Consider the following 22,865-nt stretch of genomic DNA (forward strand, 5'->3'; position numbering starts at 1 on the left):
GTGGTCGGCGCGCGTGTACTCGCCCCACGCGCGCCGACACGGACCTCGTCCTCGCCGGCGGAACCGACGACCCAACTACCCTCGTTCCCCATGACCTTCACCGATTCCGACATCACCGAGGACCTGATCCGGGACCTGTTGCGAGTGCAGTGTCCCGAGCTGGCCGATCTTCCGCTGAAGCTGGGTGCGCTCGGCTGGGACAATCAGGTGTGGCGGCTCGGTGACGACCTCGCCGTGCGGCTGCCCTGGGCCACGCGGTCCGCGGACGAGCTGCTGCGCAAGGAGCACGCCTGGGTGCCGCGGCTCGCCCCGGACCTTCCGCTCCGGGTTCCCGTTCCGCAGCATCTCGGTGAGCCCGGCGAGCGCTTCCCGCGACCCTGGCTCGTCACCACCTGGGTACAGGGCGACCCCGCCGACCGTGCTCCCGCCACCCGCCCGGCGGAGTCGGCCGCCGCCCTGGCCGCCTTCCTGACCGCCCTGCACCGGCCGGCCCCCGAGAAGGCGCCGGCAGGACGGGACCGCGGCGGTCCGCTGGCCGACACCGCCGCGTACTTCACCCAGGCACTCGACTCGGCCCACGGCCTGGGGCTGGTCGACGATCCGGCCGCCGTCCGCGCCGTCTGGGAGGACGCCGCCGCCGCGCCCGACTGGGCCGGTCCACGTCTCTGGCTCCACGGCGACCTGCACCCCGCCAACGTCCTGACCACGAACGGCACCATTACCGGAGTGATCGACTTCGGGGACCTCTTCGCCGGCGACCCGGCCTTCGACCTCGCCGCCGCCTGGATCCTGCTGCCGGACGGAGCGCTCGACCGCTTCCGCGAGGCCTACGGGCCGAGCGCGGACGCCGCGACACTGCGTCGCGCCCGCGGCTGGGCGGTGCTGCGAGCACTCGCCTGCCTCCACATCGCCGACGCCGGCGTCCACGGCCGCCCGGGTGGCAAGGCCAGCTGGGGCCCACCCGCCCAGGCCTCACTGCGGCGCCTCACCACCGGAGCCGGCCGGAATCCCTGACATGGGGAACGGGCTCTGTCCGGCGCGGGCTTGTCGGCATCGCAGCTCCCCGCCGGGGCAGGCGGACGTAAGTCGGCTCCGGGTATGGGCCCGCGATCAGAGGAGCCGGCATCACGCCATCAACTCCACTGATGTCAGGCCGTCTTGCGTTCGCGTTCCCGTCACGGCTACAACTCCTGACGTGACCGAGCATCCGAACGCCACCTCCCCGAGCGCCGACAGGTCCGGTATCGAGGGCCTCCTTCGGTCTCGGGACGCGGCTGTCCTGGCGCACCCCGGAGGGACACTGCTGGAACATCTGGTCCGCGTCGAACGCAGGCTCGCCGACTGGGGTGCTCCGCGTGAGGTCCAGCTCGCGGGCCTGTGCCACGCCGCGTACGGGACGGATGGCTTCGATGTGTCCCTGCTGGGGCCGGCGGAGCGCCCGCTCCTCACCGCGCGGATCGGCGAACGGGCCGAGGCTCTGGTGTATCTGTACGGGAGCTGCGACAGAGCCGCGACCTACCCACGCCTTCGCGAAGACCGACGGCCTCTGTTCAAGGACCGGTTCACCGGCACCGACCACGATCCCACCGTCGACGACCTGCGGGCCTTCCTGGAAATCACCGCGGCGAACGAACTCGACGTGTTCGAGCACAACGACGAACTGGCCCTCCGGTACGCGGCGGGGCTGCGCTCGGTGCTGGAGCCGGTCCGTCATCTGCTGTCCCCGGGAGCGTGGGAGTCGGTGCGACGCGGGACCGAGGGTCACGGCGCGACCGCCTGAACCGTCCGGCGAGCGCGAACGTCCGGGCCCTCCACCACCGGGGCACGCCGACCCGGATCCCTTTCGGCGCGGGCGAACGTGGCGCCCGCCCTCGCGGATCCGGAGCGCGCAGGCCCGCTCCCTCCCGGCACTGGGGTGCGGGCGCATAGGCCCGCGGAAACTCGGATGCGGACCCCGCACGGCCGTCCCTAGGCTGGACGCGCGATGCGCGATGCGCGATGCGCGATGCGCGATGCGCGATGCGCGATGCGCGAAACCTCTGATGGGCCGTCAGCGAAGCGGAGATGTCCGGGACATGAGCACTCAACTGTTCGCGATCTGCTTCAACGCGACCCGACCCGCGGACCTGGCACGGTTCTGGTCCGGCGTCCTGGGGTGGAAGGCGGTCGACGCACCGGACGGCGACTTCGCGATCGCGCCGCCCGACGCGGGTGGCTACCGCGTGCGGTTCCTGCCGAGCCGGGAACCGAGAGTGGGCCGCAACCGGGCGCACTTCGACCTCACGAGCGCCTCCCCGGAAGATCAGGGTCAGACGGTCGCCAGGGCACTGGAGCTCGGTGGCAGCCACCTCGATGTGGGTCAGCTCCCCGAAGAGGGCCATGTGGTGCTCGCCGACCCCGACGGCAACGAGTTCTGCGTGATCGAAGCGGGCAACAAGTTCCTGGCCGACACCGGGACCGTCGGAGCGCTGGCCTGCGACGGTACGCAGGCGGTCGGCTACTTCTGGAGCGCGGTCCTGGGCTGGCCTCTGGTCTGGGACCAGGACGAGGAGACCGCGATCCAGTCGCCGGACGGCGGTACGAAGATCACCTGGGGTGGCCCTCCGGTGGCACCGAAGACGGGACCGAACCGGCTGTACCTGGAGCTGGCGGTCGCCTCAGACGCCGACTGGGAGGCGGAACTCGACCGCCTGGTCTCGCTGGGCGCGACACGTGCGGACACCGCCGAGGAACACGGCGACCGGGTCCTGCTGTTCGACCCCGACGGCAACGAGTTCTCCGTACGACGGCACGCGTAGGCCCTTGGCCGGGAGGTCCCCCCGTGCCCACGGGGGTCTCCCCGGCCCCGGCCTCGGCCCCGACCCTCGGGAATTCACACCGGGCCGGGGGCAACGCGCCACCCCTCGCGCCCAGGCGCCCGCGCCCGCGCCCGCGCCCGCCCAAGCCTCACCCGCAACGCACCCCCGCCCCGTTCGAGCGATCGCTCACCGAGGCCTCCGACGGGACGCCCGGGCCCGGTCGCCGAACCGCGCCACCCCCGGCCGCACGCCGGGGCCGGCCCAGCACGACTCCGGCCAGGACCAGCACCAGCCCGCCCAACTGCTGCACGGTCAGCACCTCCTTGGCGACCACGGTGCCGAGGACGACGCCGGTGACGGGATTCAGCAGCCCGATCAGTCCGACCGTCCCGGTGGGCAGGTGCCGCAACCCGGTGAACCAGGCCACGAAGGCCAGCGCGGTGGCGATCAGGGTGACGTAGGCGAAGGCGAGGAGGCTCTGCCCGGAGAGCGCGGGCGGACGGCCTTCCACGGCCGCGGCGACGGGGAGCAGGAACATGCCTCCGGCGGTGAGCTGCCACGCGGTCGAGGCGAGCACGTCGACGCCGGTGCTCCACCGTTTGGCCAGGATGTAGCCGAAGGACGACACCAGCATGGCGGCGGCCGAGGCGAGGATGCCCGGGAGGCTCACCTTCCCGACCCCCGAGAGCAGCATCAGGCAGACCCCGCCGAGACCGATCGCGGCACCGGCCAGATGCGCCGGCCGAGGACGTTCGGACACCAGGGGCCAGGCCATGAGCATCATCGTCAGCGGGGCGACCGCCATGACGGTCGAGGCCACGCTCGTCGGGAGCAGCTGGGAAGCGGCGTAGACGAGCACGAAGAACACGCTCATGTTCAGCAGCCCGAGCACCGCGGACCGCCACCACCAGGCACCGCGCGGCAGCCGTCTGCGCACGGCCAGCAGGAGAAGCCCGGCGGGCAGTGCGCGCAGGGCGGCTCCGTAGAGCGGCCGGTCGGCCGGCAGGAACTCGTGCGTGACGAAGTAGTTGGCCCCCCAGGCCACCGGAGCGACCGCGGTCAGTGCCACCCATCGGGGATTAGCTTCCATGGAAGACAATATAACTTCCCGGGAAGCTACAATGCCAGTCATGGAACCCGGAGAACCTCTCGACCGCGTGGCCCGCATCCAGGAGGAGTGGCGTCGCGAGCGGCCCGACCTCGACACCTCCCCCCAGGGAGTGATCGGCCGGCTGCACCGCCTCGCCGATCGACTGAGCGAGGAACTCCGTCTGGTCTACGACGCCTACGGCCTCGGCGAGGGCGAGTTCGACGTCCTGTGCGCACTGCGCCGCGCCGGTGAGCCCTACGAACGGGCACCCGGGGAACTCGCCGCGCACACCATGGTCACCACCGGCGCGATGACGAAGCGGATCGACCGCCTGGAGCGGGCCGGCCTCGTCACCCGGCGCCGTTCCTCCGACGACCAGCGCGGCCGGATCGTCGCCCTCACCCGGCCCGGACGCGAACTGATCGACCGGGCGTTCACCGACCACATGCGCAACGAACGCCGACTGCTGGACCTGCTGACACCGGCCGACTCCGCGTCGCTGGAGACACTGCTCACCACCTGGCTCTCCCGGGTGGACCATCCGCGCACACTCGAAGGCGAGTGACCGGGCCGGCAAAGTGGAGGGAGTTGTCCGAGCCGACCGCTACGTTGGCAGCATGATCGAGGACGAGAACAGGAACGAACCCATCCGCCCCCGGCGCTTCCACGAGACCGCGGGCCTCGAGGACTGGCGCGTGCTCGGTGAGGGAGCGTGCGCCTACTTCCGTACGGGGTCGTTCGCGGTCGGCGCCCAACTCGTGCGTGCGATCAGCGAGTTGTCGGACGTGGTCGACGACCACCCGGACGTCGACCTGCGCCGCGAGGGGGTGACCGTCCGGCTGATCAGCCTCACGGACGACTACTACGGACTCACCGAGCGGCACATCGATCTCGCCGGGCAGATCTCGGCGATCGCGCGCTCACTGGACCTCACGGCCGACCCGTCCGCCGTCCAGACGGTCCAGGTCACCGTGGACGCTCTCTCCGGCGCCGACGTGGTCGCGTTCTGGCGCGCCCTCCTCGGCTATCAGGACCGCGCGGGAAGCGACGAGGACCTGGTCGATCCCGGCGGTCGCGGAGCGCCGTTCTACTTCCAGCGGATGGACGCCCCACGGCCCCAGCGCAACCGCGTCCACATCGACGTGTGGGTGCCCTACGACGAAGCCGAGGCACGGATCGCCGCGGCCCTGGCGGCGGGCGGCCGTCTGGTGAGCGACGCCGACGCCCCGTCGAACTGGGTCCTGGCCGATCCCGAGGGCAACGAGGCGTGCGTCGGCGTGGCCGGTCCGCCCGCTCCGCCCGCGAACCAGCCGTAGCCCCGCGGACGGTCCCTGTGGACGAGTCCCGCGCAACGAGTCCCGTGCGAACGGGTCCCGGGCAAACGAGTCCGGCGGGGCGGGGATGACGCCCATCGGTGGGCCGGCGAAGTCCCGCCCCCGGGCGGCCCCGGCACCTCCCGAGGTACCTGATCCATACGCACTGACCTGCGATGATTGAGCTCGTGGTACCGCAGGAGTACCCTGCCGACATGGCAGCACTCAACGTGGAATTCTCCGACGCGGAACTCGCGGACCTGCGAGCCATCGCCCAGGAGCAGAACATGCCGATGAAGGCGTTCGTGCGGGCGTCGACCGCCAACGCGATCGCCCACCACCGGGCACTGCAGGAGGGCGCGGCCGTCTTCCAGAGCGTCTTCAGCGATCCCGCGCTGGCCGACGCCATCGCCGCGGCCGGCATCGACGACGGACCGGTCGCCCGTACGACGGACAGGGCCGCCTGACCCCCATGGCCCCCGTCGTCCACATCGACGTGCGCTGGCTCCTGCGGCAGCACGAAGCGGCCCTTCCCGACCAGCCCCACATCAGTGACTTCTCCGCGCTCGTCGCGGCGGTCGCGCGGCACCGCGTGGATCCGCCGCGCCTGGGTGTCGACCCCGACGCGTCGTGGCGCGCGGCGGCGCTGCTGCACACGCTGCTCCTGCTGCGGCCCCTCCCCTCCCTCAACGTCCGCTTCGCCTGCGCGGTCGCCATCGCCTACATGCACGCCAGCGGCGAGGGACTCGACAGTCCGTACGGGGAACTCGTCGAGCTGTGCAAGGACCTCATCACGGGCAAGAAGGACGTGTTCGGCGCCGCCGACGTGATCCGGTCCCAACGCGTCTGACGGCCGGGGCACGCGGGCGCCGAGCACCGGCGCCGGGCACCGGGCATCGGGCATCGAGGTACCGGCCGCCGAAAACCGGGCGCCCCGAACTCCGTACACGGCGACGGACACTCTCCGGAGCCAAGCCCGGAGCAGCCGAGCGCTACCCGGTCACCACGGAGCAGCGCGCATCCTCCCGCGCCCGCCAGGAGAGCAACGGCTCGGTGGTCCCCCGTTCGAGCAGCCACGCCGTAGCCTCCACCAACCCCCTCGCGGCCCCGATCGGCGTCGAGAAGGTCCGCGACCGCTCGGCGAGCGTATGGCCGCCGCACTCGGCCACCTGGTCGCACTGGACCGCGACCTCCGCCTCGACCTCCCAGGGAGGGCCCCAGCGAGGCTCCCAGAGGCACCGGCGGGGAAAGGAGAGCGAGGCGCTGAAGCCGACCCCCTCCGCCTCCGTGGAACCGAAGACGCCCGCCAGCACGAACCCCTCGACCCGGTGAAACGCGAGGCCCTCCCCCGCCCGTCCGGCAGGTGCACCCAGATGCCGGGCCAGAGCCGTCACCTGCGCGTCCGCCTCGGACAGGGCATCACGGACGGCGTCGGGCTCCGCCGCCTCGGGAAAGACCCAGCGCAGCTCGCCCTGGCTCAGCGGGATGACATCCATGCGTCCGAGTCTGCCTCACCCGCCCGCGTGACGGCAGGAGACGCACGATCCTTCGCAGGCATGACGGACCCTCAAACAGCGGCAGATCGTGCCCAGTTCAGCCTTGCTCGCGCAGACCGCCCTGTTCCGACGCCCGCTTCAGGGCCGGCACGAACTCGGGCTTCGCCTGCAGCACCAGGATGGGCAGGGTCTTGGCGCCCTGGCGCACCACTTCGTACCGGTGGAAGGTGAGGAGCGGTGACATGTTGGACATGTGCCTGATCACGGTGATGCTGCCCCACGGCACGGAGTGCTTCACCTGACCGAACATGCCGGTCACGGCGAGCCCGCCGGTGTGGAGGTGGCACAGCCGCGCCCCGAACCGGGCGGACGCCCAACCCCAGGCGATCCTCAGCCCGATCAGACCGAGGATCACGGCCACGATGATCGTGCCCTTGAAGAGCGCGTTGCTGGGCCTGTTGATGATCAGGACGGTCAGTGCGATGAGGCAGAAGAGCACCGCCAGCCTTCGGAGCGTCTGCATCACCGCCCCGACGGCGCTCGCTATCGGATAACTCCCGCGTCTCTCGCCGAGCTCCGCGTCTGTCGCACCACGCCGGACCATTCCGCCCCCTCGCAACCCGCCCTGACATGATCAAACAGGACAACTATCAGCGCGCCGCGCGGTGTTGACAAGCCCAGGCCGCGCCCGCCTGACTCGCCACGAGCCCGCACAGCGCAGCGCCGGACGCACGACGGCCGACCCTTGACCCTCACGTGGCGTCATGCCGCATGGTCGGTGGCGTGGAGGAACACCTGACCGTGGGACGCGTGGCGCGGCTGGCCGGCGTGAGCGTCCGCACGCTGCATCACTACGACGAGATCGGGCTCGTACGGCCGTCCGCGCGGACCGGGTCCGGGTACCGGGCCTACGCCGCGGGCGACGTGGAGCGGCTGCGGGAGGTACTCGCCTTCCGCCGGCTCGGCTTCGGACTGCGGGAGATCGCGGACCTCGTCGACGACCCGGCCACCGACGCGGTCGCACGCCTGCACCGGCTGCGCGGCCTGCTGCTCGGACAGCGCGACCGCGCCGCGGCGATGGTGTCGGCGATCGACAGCGAACTGGAGGCACGGGCCATGGGGATCAGGACGACACCGGAGGAGCAACTGACTGTGTTCGGAGCCCAGTTGTACGAGGTCATCGGGTCCGCCTATCCGGCGACGCGACGGACCGAGCCACGGATCGCCGCACGCGTCTGGGACGCCCTCGGGGACGCCCGGACGGTCCTGAACGTCGGCGCCGGCACGGGCTCCTACGAACCCCCGGACCGTGAGGTGACCGCCGTGGAACCGTCGGCGGTGATGCGGGCCCAGCGTCCCGCGGGCGCGGCACCGTGCGTGGCCGCCGACGCGGAGAGCCTTCCGTTCGAGGACCAGAGCTTCGACGCGGCCATGGCCTTCAGCACCGTCCATCACTGGCGGGACCCCATCGCCGGGCTGCGGGAGATGCGGCGCGTGGCCCGACGGGTGGTGGTGTTCACCCACGACGGCAGCGACGCCGCGTGGCGCGACCGGTTCTGGCTCACCCGGGACTATCTGCCCGAGGTCTCCGGGCTCGTCGCCGACTGGCCCTCACTGGCCGAGCTGACCCGGGCGATCGGGGGCCGGGCGGAGCCGGTGCTGATCCCGTGGGACTGCGCCGACGGGTTCTTCGAGGCCCACTGGCGCCGGCCCGAGGCGTATCTGGACGAGACCGTGCGCCGTGCGGTGTCCGTGTGGACCAGGGTGGGGCCGGAGGCCGAGGAGCGGGCCGTCACCGGGCTCCGCGAGGACCTGTCCTCGGGCCGGTGGGCCGAGCGCAACCGCGACCTCCTCGCCCTCGACGCCGCGGAACTCGGGCTCCGCCTGCTCGTGGCCTGAGGCCGGCAAGGAGTCCCGCCCGCTCCGCGCGAGCGCCTTGGGGGTGCTCGGGGGTGACCTGTCGGCGCCGTCGAGTGCCCCCGCCGGTGCACTGAGGGCACCTCGTCAGCGGCGAAAGCTGCGGTCCGTTCGCGCGGGATCAAGACAAAGGCGCCCCGGACATGGCGAAGGCAAGGAGAGCCCTCTCCTTGCCTCTCTCAACGTATAGCGCACCGGGGGGCTTGCCGCAAGGCCCCGGGTACGGCGCAGAATCGTCGGCCTGTGCCGCGGTCCGCGCGGGTGCCGGCGTGCGGCGCCGCCCGATCGGCGGAGCGGCCGGACGGCTCGTCAGCGGGAAGGCAGTCAGGGATGCGTACGTGCACGACACGAGGTTCGACGAGGTGGGAGGCACCGGTGAGGCGATCGGCCGGAGCGGCGGGGCGGATCACGGCTGTCCGGGAGGTGTCGCGGTGACGGAGCCGTACGCGCGGTACGTGGCGGATATCCAGGACGTCGACGAGACGTGGGTCGCGGTCGTGGGCGGCAAGGGCGCGCAGCTGGGCGCCCTTGCGCGGATCGAGGGCGTCGACGTGCCGGACGGCTTCTGTGTGACGACGGACGCCTTCCGTCGGATCATGGCGCAGGCACCGTCGGTCGACGGCCTGCTCGACGAGCTGTCCCGTGCGGACCCGGACGACCGCGAGGCGATCCGCACCCTCAGTGCGCGTGTCCGGCGGACCGTCGAGGAGACCCCGGCCCCCGCCGATCTCACCGCGGCGATCACCGGCGCGCTGGCCCGGTTCGGTGAGCGGTCCGCGTACGCCGTCCGGTCCAGCGCGACGGCGGAGGACCTGCCGACGGCTTCCTTCGCCGGCCAGCAGGACACCTATCTGAACGTCACGGGACCGGCGGAGGTCCTCCGGCACATCGGCCGGTGCTGGGCCTCGCTGTTCACGGAGCGGGCCGTGACCTACCGCCGGCGCCAGGGCATCGACGACCGCGCGGTCCACATGGCGGTGGTCGTGCAGCGGATGGTCCTGCCCGAGGCGTCCGGCATCCTGTTCACGGCCGACCCGGTCACCGGCGACCGCAGGGTCGCCACGGTGGACGCCGGGTTCGGGCTCGGCGAGGCGCTGGTCTCGGGGCTGGTGAACCCGGACGTCTTCAAGGTCCGCGACGACGAGATCGTCGCCAGGACGATCGCGGCCAAGCAGCGCGCCGTGGTCGCCCTCGCGGACGGAGGCACGCGCGAGGTGGCGGTCGAACCGGGGCGGCAGGAGCGACCCGCGCTGACGGACGCGCAGGCCCTGCGGCTCGTGCGCCTCGGGCGCCGGATCGAGGCGCGCTTCGGGCGGCCGCAGGACATCGAATGGTGTCTGGCCGGCGACGCGTTCCGGATCGTGCAGAGCCGGCCGATCACCACGCTGTTCCCCGTCCCCGAGACCACCGACGAGGAGCGGCACATCTACGTCTCCGTCGGCCATCAGCAGATGATGACCGACGCCATGAAGCCCCTGGGACTGTCGCTGTGGCGTATGACGGCCATGGTGGAGATGCACGAGGCCGGCGGGAGGCTGTTCGTCGACGTCGCCCCGCGGCTGGCCTCGCCCGCGGGCCGCGCCGCCCTGCTGGACGTCATGGGCCGCGGAGATCCGCTGGTTCGGGACGCTCTGGAGACGGTCCTCGGCCACGAGCACGCCGCCCCCGCGCTCCCCGACGCGGGGCCGGTCGCTCCTCAGGACGGCGGCCTGTCCACCCCGGCCGAGGCCGATCCGGCCATCGTCGCCGAGCTGATCGAGCGCAGCAGGGCGTCCGTGGCGGCCCTGGAACGCGAGATCCGGGCGAAGAGCGGAACGGAGCTGTTCGACTACCTGCTGGAGGCCTTCGAGGAGCACAAGCGGGTCCTCGGCGATCCGCTGAACATCCGGGCGATCATGGCAGGGATGGAGGCCACCTGGTGGCTCAACGACCGGCTGTGGGAGTGGCTGGGCGAGAAGAACGCGGCGGACACGCTGACGCTGTCCGCACCGGACAACATCACGTCGGAGATGGGCCTCGACCTGCTCGACGTCGCGGACGTGATCCGGCCGCACGCCGAGGTGGTGGCCTTCCTGCGGACCGTTCGGGTCGAGGACGAGGGCTTCCTGGACGACCTGGTGAAGCTCCCGGGCGGGACGGAGGCGCGCGAGGCCTTCGAGGGCTACCTCGACCGGTACGGCATGCGCTGTGTCGGCGAGATCGACATCACGAGGCCGCGCTGGAGCGAGTGCCCCACCACGCTCGTTCCGGTGATCCTCGACAACGTGAGGAACTTCGAGCCGGGCGCGGCCGGGCGCCGGTTCGAGGAGGGACGGCAGAGGGCCGCACGGAAGGAACAGGAGGTACTGGCGCGACTGCGGGACCTGCCGGACGGGGAGCGGCGGGCCGACGCGACCAAGCGGATGATCGACCAGGTCAGGGCGTTCGCCGGGTACCGGGAGTACCCGAAGTACGGCATCGTCCGCCGCTCCTTCCTCTACAAGCGGGCGCTGTTGGAGGAGGCCGGCCGGCTCGTGCTGGCCGGGGTGCTCGCCGAGAAGGAGGACGTCTTCCACCTCACGTTCCAGGAGTTCCACGACGTCGTGCGGACGAACCGGGTGGACGACCCGCTCGTGCGGCGGCGCAAGGAGGAGTTCCGGTCGTACCGGGCGCTCACACCGCCCCGGGTGCTCACTTCGGACGGCGAGGCGGTCAACGGGGCGTACCGGCGCGACGACGCGCCGGAGGGCGCCCTGGTCGGCCTGCCGGTCTCCGCCGGGACCGTCGAGGGAAGGGCCCGCGTCGTCCTCGACCTGGCGGACGCCGATCTGGAGGCGGGCGACATCCTGGTCACACCGTTCACGGACCCCAGTTGGTCGCCGTTGTTCGTCGCGGTCGCGGGCCTGGTGACGGAGGTGGGCGGTCTGATGACGCACGGCGCGGTCATCGCCCGTGAGTACGGTCTGCCGGCGGTCGTGGGCGTGGAGGGGGCCACCCGGCTGATCCGCGACGGTCAGCGCATCCGCGTTCACGGCACCGACGGGTACGTCGAGATCCTGTCCTGAACGGCCACGGCCACGGCCGCAACTGCGGCTGCGGCTGCGGCTGCGGCTGCGGCTGCGACCCAGGTGGCTCGCCGTAGGCCGCGGGCCCGCCGAAGGGCCCGGTCACGGGCCTCCCGGCTGGGCCGCAGCCGGCCGCGGGCAGGGTGCGATGATGGGGGCATGGGACGACAGAGGACCAAGCCAGCTCCGACGCCGCCGACCACCACACGTGGTCGGCGCACGCGTGACGGCCTGGTCCTCGCCGGGCGGGACGTCCTGGAGCAGCAGGGCTGGTCGGCGTTCAGCCCCGAGGCGGTGGCGCAGGCGGCGGGTGTCTCGTACGGCACGTTCTACACGTACTTCGAGTCCAGAGAAGACCTGCTGCACCACGTGGTGCGGTCGGTCGCGGGCGAGATGTTCGCGTCCAGCCTCGTGCCGCCGGACACCGCGGACGACCCGTACACGAAGCTGGTCGAGGCGAACCGTCTCTACCTGCGCGCCTGGGACCGCGCGTCCAAGGTGCTGCGGCTGGTGGACCAGGGGGCGGCCGCCGACGAGACCATGCGCCAGGTGGTCCTCGAGATCCGGGAGTTCTACGTCAGCCGCGCCACCCGGGGCATCCGTCGCCTCCAGGACGCGGGGCTCGCGAATCCGGACCTGGACACCCGGCTGACGGCCCTGGCGCTGGGGTCGATGGTCGAGCAGGTCGCCCACGCACGGTCCTCCATGGACGAGCCGTACGACGAGGACACGGTGGTCGACCACCTCTCCCGGCTGTGGGCGGCGGCCATCGGCCTGCGCGGCGCCCCGGACGAGAACTGGGCCGCCCGCGCCGACGCGTCCGCTGGAACGACGTCCGGCTGATCCAAGTGGGGTGCGGTGTAGGGCTGTTGCCCCGACCGGGTCCTCCCGCTGTCGTCCGCTGACGCGCCACGGCACCGTCCCGGTGCGCCGACCCACTGCGACGGTGCCGCGCCCGCTGTCAGGGCGTGGCCGGATGCGTGGAGTCGTCGAGCAGCGGACTGTGCCGTTCTGCGAGGGGACCGACACCCAGGTCCTCGCGCATCAGTTTGCGCATCCTGGCCGCCGCCGTGCCGCGCGCCTCCCAACGGGCGCGGTCCTCAGGGCTGTTGAGGGGGGTGCCGTCGATGTAGCCGTCGCAGATGCGGCGCAGGCAGTGGAACACGCTGTTGGAGGCCTTGACGACGGGTTCGGGGGCGGTGAGCCACATCCGCTCCGACGCGACGGCCAGTCCGGAGTCCCGGAACGCCTCGCGCAGTGCGCGCGCCCGGTCCTCGTCGGAGGGGTGTTCGCGCTCGGCCAGGGCACGCAGCGTCTCGCCGAGGACCTTCACAGTGGTGGTGTATTGCGTGTAGACGTCGAGCCGGAGCCTCAGCCCGTCCTTGACGTCCTCGCGCTTCCACCGGTTCCGGTCGGCGATGAGCGTGGAGCCGATACCGATCGCGGCCCCGGCCAGGGTGGAGAGCAGTGGCAACCAGTCCATGCGGGCCAGCTTGGGCCATCGCGCCCCGCCCGCACCAGGTGGTCCCGTGAACGAACCGGTATCGACACCCCGTTGATCCGCCGCGGAGTGCGCGACGGGCGGGGGCCGTGCCGGCGGAGCGGCGGCGAGCGCGCGGCTCAGCGCCCCGTGAACGCCGGTTGCCGCTTGGCCAGGAAGGCGTTCAGGCCGGTCCGGTAGTCCTCCGAGGCCCCCGTGAGGCCGATCTGTTCCGCCTCGCGTTCCAGCGCGGTGTCGAGCGCCGGCCCGGACGACAGGGTCACCGCGGCCTTCATGGCGGCGAACGCCCGCGTGGGCCCGGCGGTCAGTTCGGCCGCGCCGCGCCGAACCGCGCCCTCGAACTCCTCGTCGGGGACGACCTGATGCACCAGCCCCAGGCCGAGCGCTTCCGCCGACCCGAGGAGGCGGGGGCGCATCAGCAGGTCGAGCGCCACCGCCCGTCCGGCGACGCGGGGCAGGGTCCAGGAGATCCCGGTGTCGCAGGACAGGCCGATGGCGGCGAAGGCGGTGGTGAACGTCGCGGACAAGGCGGCGATACGGATGTCGCACGCGAGCGCCAGCGCCATGCCGGCGCCCGCGGCCACCCCGTTGACGGCGGCGACCACCGGCTTGGGCATCGTCAGCAGCGTCCGCACGAGCGGGTTGTACTGCTCCCGTACGGCGTCGGCCATGGCCCTTCCGTCGGTCACGGAGCGCGCTTCCTCCAGGTCCTGACCGACGCAGAACGACCGTCCGCTTCCGGTGAGTACGACGGCGCGGACGTCCGGGTCGTCGGCCACCGTCCGCAGGGCGTCGAGCAGTTGGGCCTTGGCGTTCAGGTCCAGGCTGTTCATCCGGGCCGGCCGGTCGAGCCGGATCGTCCGGACGCCACCTTGCGTGGACGTGATGACGACAGGGGTGTCGGGCATGAAGGTTCCGTTTCTGGCTGGGTGACGGATCGCCCGAGGGGACGCGGTGACCTGACGGTCCAAGGCTCGGACGCTGTGGTCGGCCGGTCCAAGGCTCGGACGCTGTGGTCGGCCGGTCCGAGGCTCGGACGCTGTGGTCGGCCGGTCCGAGGCTCGGACGCTGTGGTCAGTTGGTCGTCGACGGGACGCGGTGCTCAGGTGCTCACCCGCGGGACGCGGCGCTCAGGCCGTCGTCGACGGGACCGTATGGACCGCGGTCTTGGCGGTGAGTCCGGTCAGCGCCTCGTCGTACTGCGCCTTGAGCGAGGCGACGAGTTCGGCGACGGTCAGGCTCCGCTTGACGGCGCCGATGCCCTGGCCGGATCCCCAGATGTCCTTCCATGCCCGGGCGTTCGTGTTGCCGCCGGAGCCGAAGTCCATCGCGGACGGGTCGGACACGGGGAGGTCGTCCGGGTCGAGCCCCGCGGCGGTGATGCTGCCGCGCAGGTAGTTGCCGTGGACGCCGGTGAACAGGTTGCTGTAGACGATGTCCTTGGCGGTGCTGTCCACGATCATCCGCTTGTACGCGGGCGTGTTGTTGGCCTCGGTGGTGGAGAGGAACGCCGATCCGATGTAGGCGAGGTCGGCCCCCGCGGCCAGGGCGGCCAGGATCGACCGGCCGTGGGCGATGGCACCCGACATCAGCAGCGGACCGTCGAACCAGTCACGGATCTCCTGGACGAGCGCGAAGGGCGACTGCGTGCCCGCGTGCCCACCGGCCCCGGCGGCCACGGCGATCACCCCGTCCGCGCCCTTCTCGATTGCCTTGCGGGCGAATTGGTCGCTGATCACGTCGTGCAGCACGATCCCGCCGTACGCGTGGACGGCGTCGTTGATCTCGGGGCGGGCGCCCAGCGAGGTGATCACGATCGGCACCCGGTGCTTCACGATCACGTCCATGTCGTGCTCGAGCCGGTCGTTCGAGCGGTGCACGATCTGGTTCACCGCGAAGGGGGCGACGACGGCGTCCGGATGCGTGGCTGCGTAGGCGGCGTTCTCCTCGGTGATGCGGTCCAGCCAGTCGGAGAGCAGGGAGGCGGGCCGGGCGTTCAGGGCCGGAAAGGAGCCGATCACCCCGGCCTGGCACTGGGCGATGACCAGTTCGGGCCCGGAGGCGATGAACAGGGGCGAGCCCACGACGGGCAGCGTGAGCGGCCGGGACAGGGCGGGAGGCAGCGACATGACGGGTCCTTGGGCGGCTTCGAGGATTTCAGGACGTGAGGGCCGGGACCGCCGAGGCACCTGAGACGCCTGGGACGGCAGCCGACGAGGGCTGGACGGCCGGCGACGGAAGTTCGAGGGGCGGACGGCACGCGACGGAAGCTCGAGAGCCCGACGGCTGTCGAGGTCCCGGCCGGAGACAGGGCCTGATTGTGCAACTCGTTGCACAACCGAGCAAGGGCGCCCACCGGCCGGCCGGCGACCGGCGGGCACCCCGAAGCCCTCCCGACCGGCCGTCCGGATGCACCCCGACCAGCAGCTTTCCCGGCCGCACCCACTCCGGCCTCCGTATCTGACTTTTTTGTCAGAGAGATGCGCATCACATCATCGCACCCAACGGATCGGTCACCCACAACCTCACCAGCATCCGCAACAGCAGTCATGAGCGACTCGCGAGCCAGCCGCATCAGACTTGACTATTTTGTCAGCTTGCTCGACGCTGCCGTCATCGCAGCACCCGCACCGCCGTCGGCGGTGCGGTGCTCACCTCGGATCGGAACCCCTCGGGAGAGACGCGCATGGACGTCGAGTTCGATTTCAGCGGCAAGCGGGTGGTGGTGTTCGGCGGCACCTCCGGCATCAACCTCGCCATCGCCGATGCCTTCGCCGCGCGGGGCGCCGCGGTGGCGGTGGCCAGCCGGAAGCGGCCCAACGTCGACGCGGCCGTGACCCGGCTCGGCGCCCACGGGAACCCCGTGCGCGGCTTCGTGGCGGACGTGCGGGACATGGGGTCGGTCGCGGAGGTCTTCGAGGCGGTGCGCTCGGAGTGGGGTCCGGTGGACGTCCTGGTCTCCGGGGCAGCCGGCAACTTCCTGGCGGAGGCGAACGAGCTGTCGTCGAACGGCTTCAAGGTCGTCGTGGACATCGACCTGAACGGCACCTTCCATGTGCTGCGCGCCGGGTTCGAGCACCTGGCCCCCGGGGCCTCGGTCATCAACATCACCGCACCCCAGGCCGTGATCCCCGTGCGCTATCAGGCCCATGTCTGCGCGGCGAAGGCCGGTGTGGACCAGCTGACGCGGGTGCTCGCGCTGGAGTGGGGCGCCCGGGGCATCCGTGTGAACGCGATCGCGCCCGGCCCGATCGCCGGAACGGAGGGGCTGGCGCGACTCTCACCGGGCGACGACCCGGAGGGCGACCGGTCGGTGAAGAGTGTTCCGCTGGGCCGGTTCGGCACCACCGAGGAGATCGCCGATCTGGCGATGTTCCTGTCTTCGTCGGCGGCCGCCTACATCTCCGGTGCCGTGATCCCCTGCGACGGTGGCGGCTCGTTCGAGAGCGTCCGCGCCATCGAGGAAGCCGGCCGTTTCCTCGCCTCGGCCCCGCGATGACGGGGTCGCACCCAGCTGCTGCCGGAGCCACGACGGGTGCCGGTGGAGCGCCCTTCGGGCCCGCCCGCGCCGCCTCGGGGCTTCCGCACGACCCGTTCGCACCCTCATCGCCCCTCACCTCTCAGGAGCCTTCCGCATGAAGCGTCAGATCTACACCGAGGACCACGAGGCGTTCCGGGCCGTCGTGCGCACGTTCCTGGACAAGGAGGTGCTGCCGCACTACGAGCGCTGGGAGCAGGACGGCATCGTCTCCCGCGAGGTCTGGCTGGCCGCCGGCCGGCAGGGGCTGCTCGGTCTCGCCGTGGCGGAGGAGTACGGGGGCGGCGGGAACACCGACTACCGCTACAGCGCCGTCGTGGCCGAGGAGTTCGGCCGCGCGTACGCCGCCGGGTTCGCCATCGGCCTGCACAACGACATGATCGGCCCCTATCTGACCTCGCTGGCGACCGAGGAGCAGAAGCGGCGCTGGCTGCCCGGGTTCTGCAGCGGTGAGACCGTCACCGCGATCGCCATGACCGAGCCCGGCGCCGGATCCGACCTCCAGGCCATCCGCACGAGCGCCGAGGACCGCGGCGACCACTGGGTCCTGAACGGCTCCAAGACCTTCATCTCCAACGGCATCAACGCCGACCTGGTGATCGTGGTCGCCAGGACCATCGCCGAGGGAGGCGCGCACGGGCTGTCGTTGCTCGTGGTCGAGCGGGGCATGGAGGGCTTCGAGCGCGGCCGCAATCTCGACAAGATCGGCCAGAAGTCGCAGGACACCGCCGAGTTGTTCTTCCACGACGTCCGCGTGCCCAAGGGAAACCTGCTCGGCCGGCTCGACGGCGCCTTCCTGCACCTGATGACCAATCTCGCCCAGGAGCGCATCACGATCGCGGTCGCCGCCGTCGCCGGGGCGGAGCGCGTGCTGGAGATGACCACGCGGTACGTGAAGGAGCGCGAAGCGTTCGGACGGCCGCTGGCCGAACTCCAGCACGTCCGCTTCGAGATGGCCGAGATGGCCACCGAGTGCGCGGTCACCCGTGCCTTCCTCGACCGCTGCATCCTGGACCATGCGAACGGCGAACTCGACGCCGTGCACGCCTCGATGGCGAAATGGTGGGCGACCGAGCTGCAGAAGCGGGTGGCCGACCGCTGTCTCCAACTGCACGGCGGATACGGCTACATGACGGAGCAGCCGATCTCCAGGGCGTTCACCGACGGCCGGGTCCAGACGATCTACGGCGGGACGACCGAAATCATGAAGGAGATCATCGGGCGCTCCCTGCTCGCCTGAACTCGGTGTGTACGGTGCGCACATGTCCGCCTTCCTCCAGCAACTCCCCGCGCTCGTGGGCGTCGTGATCGGCGCCCTGGGTTCGTACCTGGCCCTCGTCCGCAGCGACCGCGAACGCTTCAAGCGGGACCGGGCCGACCGCTGGGAGGAGCGTCGCCTCGCCGTGTACTCCGAGTACGCGCGGTCGCTGAAGAAGTCGGTGACGCTCACCTACCGGGTCGCAGCCCACCTGGGCAACGACCCGCACCCGCACCCGTTGGCCCTGGCGGAGGCCGAACCGCTCCTGGCCCGGGCCACAGACGACCGCGATCCCGCCGGTGAGGCGCTGATCATGCTGGGCAGCCGGGAAGTGGTGGACCGGGCCAGGGTCTGGGTGACCGTGGTGATGGAGATGGAACGCTTCCAGCGCGTGGGCACCCGCGACCCCGAGGCGTGGCAGGCGCTTCTGGAGCGCCAGCGCCGGGGCCGCGAGGGCTACTACGCGGCCGTGCGTGAGGACCTCCAGTTGCCGCCCGGCCATCCGGGCCGCTGGCTGACGACACCCGAGGCATGACCCGTCGGACGACACCCGGGACCTGACCCGTCGTCGGCCGCCTCGGAGCGTCTACTCCCCCTGCTGCCGCCGCACTTGCTCGGTCACGCGGCGCAGCAGGTCCCTCGCGGCGGCGATGTCGGCGGGGGCGATTCCGGCGGCGAGCACCTGGTGGGCCGCCGCCGCGCGGTCCGTGATCCCGCCGAGGACGCCGCGCCCTCGGTCGGTGAGGACCAGGAGCGGTGAACTCCGGTGATCGGGGTTCGGCCGGAAGTCGGCCAGCCCGTCGCGGACGAGTTCGTTGGCGACGCGCTGGACCCCTTGCCGGGTGATGCCGAGGCGGCGGGCGGCGCGGGCCACGGGCAGGGGCTCGTCGGAGACGACGCTGAGGACCTGCCAGCGCGCCTGCGTCTGCCCCTCGGCTGCCGCGATCGCCTCCCCCGACCGGCGCAGGGCGCCCGCCGCCTCGTAGACGTCCGCGACCAGCAAGGCCATCTCGTCCGGCACCTCGGGCACGGGGTCCCTCTCTTCCTTTTGACAACATGTTGTCGGTCTGTAAATTGGTTGTCATAAGACTACGCCGTGTCCCGTCGCGGCGCCCGCCTTCCGACACACCGGGAGACCCTCATGACCGACGCGATGGATCGACTCCAGGCCGCCATGGCACGCGCCGACGCCGTCCGCCCCCAGGTCGGCGGCTTTCCCTACCTCGCGGAGGCACTGCGCCAGGCCGGAGTCACCCGCTGCCGGATGGCCGTCCCGTCCAACGCGATGCTCTACGTGACCGACGCGGGTCCGGTCGCCGTCCAGGGCGAGCCCCTGATCACCGGCATGGTCGACGTCCCGCCCTTCGACCGGGAAGCCCTGGTCGCGGCGCTGCGGGCCGATCAGGCGGGCCGGACGACGTTCCCCGAGTTCGTGCGGGGCTGCTGGGCGGCGGGCATCGTGGGGTACGGCGTCGACCTTGCTGCGCGCACCTGCACGTACTACGGCGCCGACGACGACTCCTACGTCGAGTCGTACCCGGCGGTCCAGCTGTAACGTCTCGTACCGCTTCGCCCACACCCGCCACCCCACGGACCGGCCACCCGCCCTCCGGACCTGCCGCCACGGCGTCCGGAACGGACATCGGTGCCCGCGCCCGCTCAAGGAGGACGACGTTGGCTTCCACCGGCACCGACGCCACGTACGCGATCACCGGGGCCTCGGGCCGTCTGGGCGGGCGCGTCGCCCGCAGGCTGGCCGCCGCCGGCACCGGGCAGACCCTTCTGGCCCGCACCCCGTCCAGCACCCCCCGACTGCCCGGCGCGACCGTCGTACCCGCGTCCTACGACGACCACGAAGCCCTCGTGGGCGCGCTGCGCGCCACCGACCGCGTCCTGATGGTCTCGGCCTCGGAATCCCCCGACCGGCTCCGGGACCACCGCACCTTCGTCGACGCGGCCGCCCGCGCCGGTGTCGCGCATCTGGTCTACATCTCCTTCTACGGCGCCGCCCCCGACGCGACCTTCACCCTGGCCCGGGACCACTGGCACACCGAACAGCACATCCGTGCCGCCGGGATCCCCTTCACGTTCCTGCGCGACAACCTCTATGCCGACTTCATGCCCGCCCTCGTGGGAGCCGACGGCGCCATCCGGGGTCCGGCCGGGGACGGGAGAGCGGCCCTGATCGCCCAGGACGACATCGCCGACGCCGCCGTCGCGGTGCTGCGCGACCCCGGTCCGCACGCGGGCCGCGCCTACGAGCTGACGGGCCCCGAGGCGCTCACCCTCACCGACGTGGCCCGGATCCTCACCGAGACCGGCGGCCGTCCCGTCTCCTACGTCCCCGAGACCACCGAGGAGGCGTACGCCTCGCGCGCGGTGTACGGGGCGCCCGACTGGCAGCTCGACGCCTGGGTGTCCACCTACACGGCGATCGCCGACGGCTCCCTCGCCGGCGTCAGCACCGCCGTCGAGGACCTCACCGGGCACCCGGCGACCTCGCTGCTCCAGGTCCTGCGCGCGGCCGCCGACGGACCCGCGTCGCCCTGACGGCCACCGCGACCGGGATCAGCGCGGGATCACCCAGTCCGGCGTCCAGGTCCCGGCCGCGTCGTGACCCGCCGTCGTGGCGGCGAGATGGGTGCGGAGCGTGGCCAGCGCCGGGTGGGGATTGTCGCGGTGCCACAGCAGCGAGTGCGGGTAGACAGGGGTCGGGTCGACGACCGGGATCAGGCGCAGACCGTGCCCGGCCGGCCAGACGAGCCGCGTCTGCTCGCCCATGAACGTGGCGAGCGCCGGGGTGTCGGCGACCGTGTCGAGCAGCGCGTCGGAACCGAAGTTCGGTCCGGTCGCCTCGATGGTGAGCCCGAACTCGGCGACCAGGTCGTCGTAATAGGCGGCCCACTCGGTCCCGGGGACGATTCCCGGCATCCAGATCCGGTGGCCGACGAGCTCGACGACCGTCACAGACTTCGACCCCGCCAGCGCGTGCGCGGGGCCGGTCAGCAGCTGGAGCGGCTCGTCCAGCACCCGTACGGAGGCGATGTCCTCGGGCAGCGGCCGGTCCGGCACGGCGACGGCCCGGAAGGACGCGTCGATCGCGCCGGACCGGATGGCGGAGACGGCCGTCTCGATGTCGAACAGCATCACCACGTCGAGGTCGACCTCGGGATACGTCCGGTGGAAGCCGCGCATCAGGCCCGAGGCCGCGCCGCGCGAGGCGATGATGTCGACGCGCAGCGGACGGCGTCCGGTGCGCACGGAGGCGACCGCGCGTTCGGACACGCGCAGCAGCTCGCGGGCGTGGGGCAGGAACGCCTGGCCGTCGATGGTGAGTTCGGCACCACGCGGTGTACGGGTGAACAGCCGCACGCCGAGGGTGCGTTCCAGCGCGGCGACGCGTTTGGAGACGGCCTGCTGGGTGACCGCGAGTTCCGCGGCGGCCTCCTGGAACTGCCCCGCGTCGGCGACGGCGACGAAGGTCCGGACGGTGTCGAGGTCCACACCGCCACCCTAGTCCCACAACCGATGGTTGTGGCGAGCGTGCCGCCGGTTGTTTGATCCCTGGTGGCGGTGCTCGCTTTGATGTCCACCGGAACGGATCGGTTGTACGGACGAGGGGCCAGGGGGTCGGGCATGCGGAGCGGGCACCGGCTGGGGCGGCCGTTCGGGTGGCTCTGGGGAGCCTACGGAACCAGTGCCCTCGGCACCTGGCTCGCCTTCGGCTCGTTCGAGCTGATCGCCATCCGTGTCCTGAACGCCGGGCCGGCCGAGGTCGCCGCGCTCGCCTCGGTGGGGGCCGCCGTGGGCGCCGCCGTGGCGGTGCCGCTGGGTCCCTGGGTGGAGTTCCGCCGCAAACGGCCGGTGCTGATCGCGATGGACCTGGTGCGGTTCGCGGCGCTCCTGACGATCCCCGCCGCGTTCGCCCTCGGAGCACTCACCTTCCTCCAGCTGCTGCTCGTCTCGGTCGTCGTCGCGGCGGCCGACATCACGTTCCGCGCCGCCTCCGGCGCGTACCTCAAGACCCTGGTCGCGGCCGAGGACCTGCTCGTCGCGGGCGCCCGGTTCGAGTCGACCGCCTGGACGACCACGATCATCGGACCCCCGCTGGGCGGCGCGGCCGTCGGACTCCTCGGTCCGGTGACGACCGTGGTGGCCAACGGGATCAGCTATCTGCTCTCCGCCCTGGGCATCCGGGCGACCGGCGGCCACGAGCCGCCGCCCGCACCCCGGAAGGCCACGCGCATGCGGGCCACGGACCTGCTCGACGGCTGGCGGTACATCCTCGCCGACCGGACCCTGCGCCCCCTGTTCTTCAACACGGCCCTCTTCAACGGCCTGGTCATGGCCGCCCAGCCGCTGCTGGCCGTCCTGATGCTCGGCCCGCTCGGGTTCACGCCGTGGCAGTACGGCCTCGCCTTCGCCGCGCCCTCGATCGGCGGTCTGCTGGGGTCGAGGCTGGCCCGGCCGCTGGTCACCCGGTTCGGGCAGCACCGGGTCCTGGTGGCGTCCGGGGCGCTGCGCGCGATCTGGCCCCTCGGCCTGGCCCTCGTGGGACCGGGTGCCGGCGGACTAGCACTGGTGATGGGCGTCGAGCTCGGGCTCATCTTCTGCTGCGGGGTCTTCAACCCCGTCTCCTCCACCTGCCGGCTCGAACGCACCGCGAACGACCGGGTCGCCCGCACCCTCACCGCCTGGTCGGTGACGACCAAGGCCTCGACCGCGCTGCTGACCGCGCTCTGGGGCGTCCTGGGCGCCCTGATCGGCCCGCGCACGGCCATCGCCCTGGCCGGTGTCCTGCTGCTCGCGACCCCGCTGCTCCTCCCCCGCCGCGCCACGGCGCCGATCGCCGCCGAGGCGGAGGCGACGGCACCGGGACGCGGCTGAGGGGGCGCGCGGCAGGGCTCGGG

The 22,865-nt window shown here is 72.1% G+C and carries 24 protein-coding genes; 16 read left to right on the top strand and 8 right to left on the bottom strand.

The annotated features are described in order from the left end of the window. The first annotated feature begins 90 nt into the window (after window positions 1-90). The 3 genes from IO36_RS13975 to IO36_RS13985 all read left to right on the top strand — a co-directional run bounded on the left by IO36_RS13975 (window position 91) and on the right by IO36_RS13985 (window position 2,798). Complete coding sequence (locus IO36_RS13975) at window positions 91-1,014, top strand: aminoglycoside phosphotransferase family protein (protein WP_037619818.1); 924 nt, start codon at window positions 91-93, stop codon at window positions 1,012-1,014. Window positions 1,015-1,195: 181 nt separating this feature from the next. Next, window positions 1,196-1,780 (top strand): DUF6817 domain-containing protein, encoded by a 585-nt coding sequence (locus IO36_RS13980; RefSeq protein ID WP_051900426.1) that lies wholly within the window; start codon window positions 1,196-1,198, stop codon window positions 1,778-1,780. Between the two features lie 295 nt (window positions 1,781-2,075). Next, window positions 2,076-2,798 (top strand): VOC family protein, encoded by a 723-nt coding sequence (locus IO36_RS13985; RefSeq protein WP_037619959.1) that lies wholly within the window; start codon window positions 2,076-2,078, stop codon window positions 2,796-2,798. 148 nt (window positions 2,799-2,946) lie between these two features. Here IO36_RS13985 and IO36_RS13990 read toward each other — a convergent pair whose 3' ends face one another. Continuing rightward, window positions 2,947-3,888 (bottom strand): EamA family transporter, encoded by a 942-nt coding sequence (locus IO36_RS13990; protein ID WP_037619820.1) that lies wholly within the window; start codon window positions 3,886-3,888, stop codon window positions 2,947-2,949. 40 nt (window positions 3,889-3,928) lie between these two features. On the opposite strand from IO36_RS13990, the gene IO36_RS13995 reads away from it, so the two are divergent. The 4 genes from IO36_RS13995 (at window position 3,929) to IO36_RS14010 (ending at window position 6,051) form a co-directional block, all read left to right on the top strand. Next, window positions 3,929-4,453, top strand: coding sequence for a MarR family winged helix-turn-helix transcriptional regulator (locus IO36_RS13995; RefSeq protein ID WP_037619821.1), 525 nt, complete (start codon window positions 3,929-3,931; stop codon window positions 4,451-4,453). Window positions 4,454-4,505: 52 nt separating this feature from the next. After that, a complete protein-coding gene (locus IO36_RS14000) occupies window positions 4,506-5,204 on the top strand; it encodes a VOC family protein (protein WP_037619823.1) in 699 nt (232 codons plus the stop codon). Window positions 5,205-5,416: 212 nt separating this feature from the next. Continuing rightward, window positions 5,417-5,668 carry a hypothetical protein gene (locus IO36_RS14005; RefSeq protein WP_037619824.1) on the top strand — a complete coding sequence of 84 codons (252 nt, stop codon included), beginning with the start codon at window positions 5,417-5,419 and terminating at the stop codon, window positions 5,666-5,668. A 5-nt stretch (window positions 5,669-5,673) separates the two neighbouring features. Next, window positions 5,674-6,051, top strand: coding sequence for a hypothetical protein (locus IO36_RS14010; RefSeq protein WP_037619826.1), 378 nt, complete (start codon window positions 5,674-5,676; stop codon window positions 6,049-6,051). Window positions 6,052-6,193: 142 nt separating this feature from the next. Here IO36_RS14010 and IO36_RS14015 read toward each other — a convergent pair whose 3' ends face one another. Continuing rightward, window positions 6,194-6,697: a hypothetical protein gene (locus IO36_RS14015; RefSeq protein WP_037619828.1), complete on the bottom strand. Its 504-nt coding sequence runs from the start codon at window positions 6,695-6,697 to the stop codon at window positions 6,194-6,196. A 97-nt stretch (window positions 6,698-6,794) separates the two neighbouring features. Beyond that, window positions 6,795-7,220 carry a hypothetical protein gene (locus tag IO36_RS14020; protein ID WP_051900427.1) on the bottom strand — a complete coding sequence of 142 codons (426 nt, stop codon included), beginning with the start codon at window positions 7,218-7,220 and terminating at the stop codon, window positions 6,795-6,797. Between the two features lie 248 nt (window positions 7,221-7,468). On the opposite strand from IO36_RS14020, the gene IO36_RS14025 reads away from it, so the two are divergent. The 3 genes from IO36_RS14025 (at window position 7,469) to IO36_RS48920 (ending at window position 12,501) form a co-directional block, all read left to right on the top strand. After that, window positions 7,469-8,596 (top strand): MerR family transcriptional regulator, encoded by a 1,128-nt coding sequence (locus IO36_RS14025; protein ID WP_209441197.1) that lies wholly within the window; start codon window positions 7,469-7,471, stop codon window positions 8,594-8,596. Window positions 8,597-9,045: 449 nt separating this feature from the next. Beyond that, window positions 9,046-11,658, top strand: a complete 2,613-nt coding sequence (gene rph / locus IO36_RS14030; protein WP_037619962.1) for a rifamycin-inactivating phosphotransferase — start codon at window positions 9,046-9,048, stop codon at window positions 11,656-11,658. Window positions 11,659-11,817: 159 nt separating this feature from the next. After that, the gene (locus tag IO36_RS48920) at window positions 11,818-12,501 is read left to right on the top strand and encodes a TetR/AcrR family transcriptional regulator (protein ID WP_051900428.1); all 684 of its coding nucleotides are present in this window, start codon (window positions 11,818-11,820) and stop codon (window positions 12,499-12,501) included. A gap of 118 nt (window positions 12,502-12,619) precedes the next feature. Here IO36_RS48920 and IO36_RS14040 read toward each other — a convergent pair whose 3' ends face one another. The 3 genes from IO36_RS14040 to IO36_RS14050 all read right to left on the bottom strand — a co-directional run bounded on the left by IO36_RS14040 (window position 12,620) and on the right by IO36_RS14050 (window position 15,288). Then, a complete protein-coding gene (locus IO36_RS14040; protein WP_245173264.1) occupies window positions 12,620-13,141 on the bottom strand; it encodes a hypothetical protein in 522 nt (173 codons plus the stop codon). A gap of 137 nt (window positions 13,142-13,278) precedes the next feature. Continuing rightward, a complete protein-coding gene (locus tag IO36_RS14045) occupies window positions 13,279-14,067 on the bottom strand; it encodes an enoyl-CoA hydratase-related protein (RefSeq protein WP_037619829.1) in 789 nt (262 codons plus the stop codon). A gap of 222 nt (window positions 14,068-14,289) precedes the next feature. After that, complete coding sequence (locus tag IO36_RS14050; RefSeq protein WP_037619830.1) at window positions 14,290-15,288, bottom strand: NAD(P)H-dependent flavin oxidoreductase; 999 nt, start codon at window positions 15,286-15,288, stop codon at window positions 14,290-14,292. A gap of 557 nt (window positions 15,289-15,845) precedes the next feature. Between IO36_RS14050 and IO36_RS14055 the strand changes: the two genes are divergently transcribed. The 3 genes from IO36_RS14055 to IO36_RS14065 all read left to right on the top strand — a co-directional run bounded on the left by IO36_RS14055 (window position 15,846) and on the right by IO36_RS14065 (window position 18,490). Then, window positions 15,846-16,658 (top strand): SDR family oxidoreductase, encoded by an 813-nt coding sequence (locus IO36_RS14055; RefSeq protein ID WP_037619831.1) that lies wholly within the window; start codon window positions 15,846-15,848, stop codon window positions 16,656-16,658. Between the two features lie 136 nt (window positions 16,659-16,794). Continuing rightward, window positions 16,795-17,937, top strand: coding sequence for an acyl-CoA dehydrogenase family protein (locus IO36_RS14060; RefSeq protein ID WP_037619832.1), 1,143 nt, complete (start codon window positions 16,795-16,797; stop codon window positions 17,935-17,937). Window positions 17,938-17,959: 22 nt separating this feature from the next. Then, the gene (locus tag IO36_RS14065) at window positions 17,960-18,490 is read left to right on the top strand and encodes a hypothetical protein (RefSeq protein ID WP_037619965.1); all 531 of its coding nucleotides are present in this window, start codon (window positions 17,960-17,962) and stop codon (window positions 18,488-18,490) included. A 51-nt stretch (window positions 18,491-18,541) separates the two neighbouring features. On the opposite strand, the gene IO36_RS14070 is transcribed toward IO36_RS14065, so the two are convergent. Continuing rightward, window positions 18,542-18,985, bottom strand: a complete 444-nt coding sequence (locus tag IO36_RS14070) for a MarR family winged helix-turn-helix transcriptional regulator (protein ID WP_245173266.1) — start codon at window positions 18,983-18,985, stop codon at window positions 18,542-18,544. 111 nt (window positions 18,986-19,096) lie between these two features. Here IO36_RS14070 and IO36_RS14075 point away from each other — a divergent pair, with 111 nt between their 5' ends. Together IO36_RS14075 and IO36_RS14080 are read left to right on the top strand one after the other, a co-directional pair. Further along, complete coding sequence (locus IO36_RS14075; RefSeq protein WP_037619833.1) at window positions 19,097-19,510, top strand: DUF1398 domain-containing protein; 414 nt, start codon at window positions 19,097-19,099, stop codon at window positions 19,508-19,510. 119 nt (window positions 19,511-19,629) lie between these two features. Beyond that, entirely contained in the window at window positions 19,630-20,505 is an 876-nt protein-coding gene (locus IO36_RS14080; protein WP_037619834.1) for an SDR family oxidoreductase, read from the top strand. Window positions 20,506-20,523: 18 nt separating this feature from the next. On the opposite strand, the gene IO36_RS14085 is transcribed toward IO36_RS14080, so the two are convergent. Further along, window positions 20,524-21,459 carry a LysR family transcriptional regulator gene (locus IO36_RS14085; protein ID WP_037619835.1) on the bottom strand — a complete coding sequence of 312 codons (936 nt, stop codon included), beginning with the start codon at window positions 21,457-21,459 and terminating at the stop codon, window positions 20,524-20,526. Window positions 21,460-21,591: 132 nt separating this feature from the next. Here IO36_RS14085 and IO36_RS14090 point away from each other — a divergent pair, with 132 nt between their 5' ends. Continuing rightward, entirely contained in the window at window positions 21,592-22,842 is a 1,251-nt protein-coding gene (locus IO36_RS14090; protein ID WP_037619837.1) for an MFS transporter, read from the top strand. The last annotated feature ends 23 nt before the right edge of the window (window positions 22,843-22,865 follow it).

Origin of the sequence: Streptomyces aureus (genome assembly GCF_000725495.1) — a bacterium.
GTDB lineage: Bacteria > Actinomycetota > Actinomycetes > Streptomycetales > Streptomycetaceae > Streptomyces > Streptomyces aureus_B.

Excerpts from the sequence above, each read along its gene's own strand:
- IO36_RS14045 (WP_037619829.1), bottom strand. The coding sequence starts at position 14,067 with ATGCCCGACACCCCTGTCGTCATCACGTCCACGCAAGGTGGCGTCCGG.
- IO36_RS14015 (WP_037619828.1), bottom strand. The coding sequence starts at position 6,697 with ATGGATGTCATCCCGCTGAGCCAGGGCGAGCTGCGCTGGGTCTTTCCC.
- IO36_RS14090 (WP_037619837.1), top strand. The coding sequence starts at position 21,592 with ATGCGGAGCGGGCACCGGCTGGGGCGGCCGTTCGGGTGGCTCTGGGGA.
- IO36_RS13985 (WP_037619959.1), top strand. The coding sequence starts at position 2,076 with ATGAGCACTCAACTGTTCGCGATCTGCTTCAACGCGACCCGACCCGCG.
- IO36_RS14050 (WP_037619830.1), bottom strand. The coding sequence starts at position 15,288 with ATGTCGCTGCCTCCCGCCCTGTCCCGGCCGCTCACGCTGCCCGTCGTG.
- IO36_RS14010 (WP_037619826.1), top strand. The coding sequence starts at position 5,674 with ATGGCCCCCGTCGTCCACATCGACGTGCGCTGGCTCCTGCGGCAGCAC.
- IO36_RS13990 (WP_037619820.1), bottom strand. The coding sequence starts at position 3,888 with ATGGAAGCTAATCCCCGATGGGTGGCACTGACCGCGGTCGCTCCGGTG.
- IO36_RS14025 (WP_209441197.1), top strand. The coding sequence starts at position 7,469 with ATGGTCGGTGGCGTGGAGGAACACCTGACCGTGGGACGCGTGGCGCGG.
- IO36_RS14060 (WP_037619832.1), top strand. The coding sequence starts at position 16,795 with ATGAAGCGTCAGATCTACACCGAGGACCACGAGGCGTTCCGGGCCGTC.
- IO36_RS14065 (WP_037619965.1), top strand. The coding sequence starts at position 17,960 with ATGTCCGCCTTCCTCCAGCAACTCCCCGCGCTCGTGGGCGTCGTGATC.
- IO36_RS14055 (WP_037619831.1), top strand. The coding sequence starts at position 15,846 with ATGGACGTCGAGTTCGATTTCAGCGGCAAGCGGGTGGTGGTGTTCGGC.
- IO36_RS13975 (WP_037619818.1), top strand. The coding sequence starts at position 91 with ATGACCTTCACCGATTCCGACATCACCGAGGACCTGATCCGGGACCTG.
- IO36_RS48920 (WP_051900428.1), top strand. The coding sequence starts at position 11,818 with ATGGGACGACAGAGGACCAAGCCAGCTCCGACGCCGCCGACCACCACA.
- IO36_RS14075 (WP_037619833.1), top strand. The coding sequence starts at position 19,097 with ATGACCGACGCGATGGATCGACTCCAGGCCGCCATGGCACGCGCCGAC.
- IO36_RS14000 (WP_037619823.1), top strand. The coding sequence starts at position 4,506 with ATGATCGAGGACGAGAACAGGAACGAACCCATCCGCCCCCGGCGCTTC.
- IO36_RS14020 (WP_051900427.1), bottom strand. The coding sequence starts at position 7,220 with ATGCAGACGCTCCGAAGGCTGGCGGTGCTCTTCTGCCTCATCGCACTG.
- IO36_RS13995 (WP_037619821.1), top strand. The coding sequence starts at position 3,929 with ATGGAACCCGGAGAACCTCTCGACCGCGTGGCCCGCATCCAGGAGGAG.
- IO36_RS14005 (WP_037619824.1), top strand. The coding sequence starts at position 5,417 with ATGGCAGCACTCAACGTGGAATTCTCCGACGCGGAACTCGCGGACCTG.
- IO36_RS14040 (WP_245173264.1), bottom strand. The coding sequence starts at position 13,141 with ATGGACTGGTTGCCACTGCTCTCCACCCTGGCCGGGGCCGCGATCGGT.